This window comes from Vibrio sp. 10N.261.52.A1, from assembly GCF_002876325.1.
Taxonomy (GTDB): Bacteria; Pseudomonadota; Gammaproteobacteria; order Enterobacterales; family Vibrionaceae; genus Vibrio; species Vibrio chagasii.
On sequence record NZ_MCYD01001306.1, the window covers coordinates 880 to 4343 of the forward strand.

Sequence of the window (3464 nt, forward strand, 5' to 3'; positions counted from 1 at the left end):
AAGGTATGAAGAGCCTGAACGACGACAAACCACTTGGCGCTGTTGCTCTAAACTCTTTCCAACGTCAACTAGACAGCGACACTCGTATCGCAGCAACAATGGACAACGCGATGAACGGCGAAATCATGCCTAACATCCCTCAGTTCACAACGTTCTGGTACAGCATGGAAGAAGCGATCGGCAACGTAGTTGATGGTCGTCAAACAGTAGACCAAGCGCTGAAAGGTGCTGAAGCTCGCATGACTAAGTAATAACTAAGCACTACCTTTTAAGGAGAGGGCAACCTCTCCTTACTTTTCTATTTTTTATCTATATCGCTAGCAGGTTCCTCTATGCAGTCAGTTCAAGGTACAGATGCTATCCCAGCACCATCAAGCCTTCCAGGCAGTAAAAGCGTCTTCATCAAATGGGGGTTGCTTGGTAGCGTTGGCTTAATTAACGGCTACGCTACAATTCTAATGTATTCTCGCGGTGAGCTCGCTTTTGCGCTGCTTACAGTGATCTTAACGGCTTTAGCTCTTTACATTTTTGGTAGTAAGAAAACTTACGCCCACCGTTATATTTACCCGGGTATTGCCGGAATGATCTTGTTCATTCTTTTCCCATTGGCATACACCGTTGGGCTGGCGTTTACTAACTACAGCGCAAAAAACCAACTTTCTCTAGAACGTACTCAAACTGTTCTTTTAGACCGCTCTTTCCAAAGCGGCGAAAGCTACCCATTCACTTTGTACAAAACAGATAACGGCCACCAAATCGTGGTTAAAGATGGCGACCAACTGTTAGCGACTGACGTATTTTCGTTAGAAGGTATGACAGCGACAGATATGGACCTATCGGTTATCGAGTCGGCTCAAGGTGAAAAAGAGAAGATCAAAGCGATCATTCAAAACCGAGCAGCGATCAGTGGCGTAGATTTCCACCTGCCAAACGGCGATGACATCCGCATGAGCGGTTTGCGTAAGTTTGCCTCTGTTGCTCCGCTTTACACGCTACAAGAAGATGGCGAAACACTGGTTAACAATGAAACTGGTGACGTGTTAAAGCCAAATATGGAAGTTGGTTTCTACCAACCTGTTGATGCAAACGGTGAGTTTACTGGTAACACTATTTCTCCTGGCTTCGTCGTTGGCATTGGTACGCACAACTTTGAACGTGTATGGAAAGATGACGGCATTAAAGAACCTTTCATCAGCATCTTCATCTGGACGGTTATTTTCTCTGTATGTACTGTGGCGTTCACTCTGATTATCGGTCTTGTACTTGCAAACATCGTACAGTGGGAAGAGCTGAAAGGTCGTTCGATTTACCGAGTTCTGCTTATTCTGCCTTACGCGGTACCAGCGTTCATCTCGATTCTTATCTTTAAAGGTCTATTCAACCAGAGCTTTGGTGAAATCAATATGGTGCTTGAGAATATCTTCGGCCTAAGCCCGAACTGGTTCTCTGACCCGATTCTTGCGAAAACCATGGTGTTGATTGTAAACACATGGCTAGGTTTCCCTTACATGATGATCCTATGTATGGGTCTGCTTAAAGCGATTCCTGATGACCTGTACGAAGCGTCAGCAATCGATGGTGCGAACTTCCTTGATAACTTCAAGCGAATCACTTTCCCATTGATGATTAAGCCGCTAACACCGCTATTGATTGCAGCGTTCGCCTTTAACTTCAACAACTTCGTAATGATTCAACTATTAACGAACGGTGGTCCGAACATGATTGGCACTTCTGAGCCAGCGGGTTACACAGACTTACTTGTAAGCTACACCTACCGAATCGCATTCGAAGGCGGCGGCGGTCAAGACTTTGGTCTAGCAAGTGCTATCGCGACGCTTATCTTCCTATTGGTTGGTGCACTAGCGTTACTAAACCTTCGTTTCACTAAACTGTCTCAAGATTAAGGAGCACGACAATGGCTATGGTACAAGGTAAAGGCCTTAAATACCGAGTGTGGGCAACACATGCACTGTTGTGGTGCTTCCTGGCAATGATTATCTTCCCACTACTGATGATCATCGCGATCTCGTTCCGTGAAGGTAACTTCGCAACGGGTAGTTTGATTCCAGATAATCCATCGCTGGAGCACTGGAAACTTGCACTAGGCATCTCAGTAACAAACGCCGATGGTTCGGTAACAACACCACCATTCCCAGTACTGACTTGGTTGTGGAACTCTGTGAAAGTTGCGGGTATTACATCGATTCTGATTGTGGCACTGTCTACGACATCAGCTTACGCGTTTGCTCGTATGCGCTTTAAAGGTAAGAACACAATCCTGAAAGCGATGATGATTTTCCAAATGTTCCCTGCGGTATTGGCTCTTGTGGCAATTTACGCACTGTTCGATAAACTTGGACAATACGTACCGTTCTTAGGCTTGAATACGCACGGTGGTTTGATCTTCTCTTACTTAGGCGGTATCGCACTACACGTATGGACGATCAAAGGCTATTTTGAGACGATTGATAACTCTCTAGAAGAAGCGGCAGCACTAGACGGTGCAACGCCATGGCAAGCATTCAGACTGGTTCTACTTCCACTGTCTGTGCCAATTCTAGCTGTTGTGTTTATCCTATCTTTCATTGCGACAGTTGGTGAGGTTCCAGTAGCGTCTATCCTACTTACCGATGTGAACTCTTACACGCTAGCAGTAGGTATGCAGCAATACCTATATCCTCAGAACTACTTATGGGGTGACTTTGCGGCAGCGGCTGTACTTTCAGCGCTTCCTATCACTATCGTTTTCTTACTTGCTCAACGTTGGTTAGTTGGCGGTTTGACGGCAGGTGGTGTAAAAGGATAAGCTGTATCCTATAAGAAAGAAAAAGAGCGACCATTAGGTCGCTCTATATTGGCATTTTTATTACATCATTTGGTTTGGTCGCCGATCAGTAATAAAAATAACCCTCAGGTTACGCATAGCTGGCTACTAATCAGGTTCCTTACGCTATTAATGATTAGTGGTTTTTGTAACTCTAACCCAGGTATTTACTTGGGTTTTTTTATGCCTGCTGTTTTTAATCTTACCTTTGTGTCAGCTTTACTCGCTAACTGTCTACCCAGCGCGGTTGTTACGTTTACAACGGCTTAAGTATTCAAAGTTTCGAGTCACTTCTCTCCTAAACATTGATTGCATCATCTCGGTTACTTGAGGAAATGAACTAGTCTCACAAATCAGACATTCAGTATAAGGGGCTATTAGTCTATTGATATATTGCTAATATTCCATTGCGTGATACTTCAATGATTTGTATGCAACAACTATAGATATTGCATAAAAAAAGGACATAGACACAATTGTCCCTATTAGAGCTTTTGCTCGTTATTTCATGTGCTTATATAAGGTGTTTTGGGTATTAGTTTTGTGAAGTGTTTGGTTGAGTATTTAGTTAGAACTCTTTACTCGAAGGAGCGCATCCAAGGTGTTGCAGTAATACATAGATACTTTCTTGATCCAAGGC

At 44.0% G+C, this 3464-nt stretch carries 2 protein-coding genes and 1 pseudogene; all 3 read left to right on the forward strand.

Features of this window, described 5'->3' with window-relative positions; translation table 11 throughout:
* Positions 1 to 251: pseudogene (malE, locus tag BCT81_RS27165) on the forward strand (maltose/maltodextrin ABC transporter substrate-binding protein MalE); the annotation flags it as partial.
* Positions 252 to 332: 81 nt separating this feature from the next.
* Complete coding sequence (gene malF, locus BCT81_RS27170; protein WP_102426479.1) at positions 333 to 1904, forward strand: maltose ABC transporter permease MalF; 1572 nt, start codon at positions 333 to 335, stop codon at positions 1902 to 1904.
* Positions 1905 to 1915: 11 nt separating this feature from the next.
* Positions 1916 to 2806: a maltose ABC transporter permease MalG gene (malG, locus tag BCT81_RS27175; protein ID WP_063525338.1), complete on the forward strand. Its 891-nt coding sequence runs from the start codon at positions 1916 to 1918 to the stop codon at positions 2804 to 2806.
* Positions 2807 to 3464: the final 658 nt, after the last annotated feature.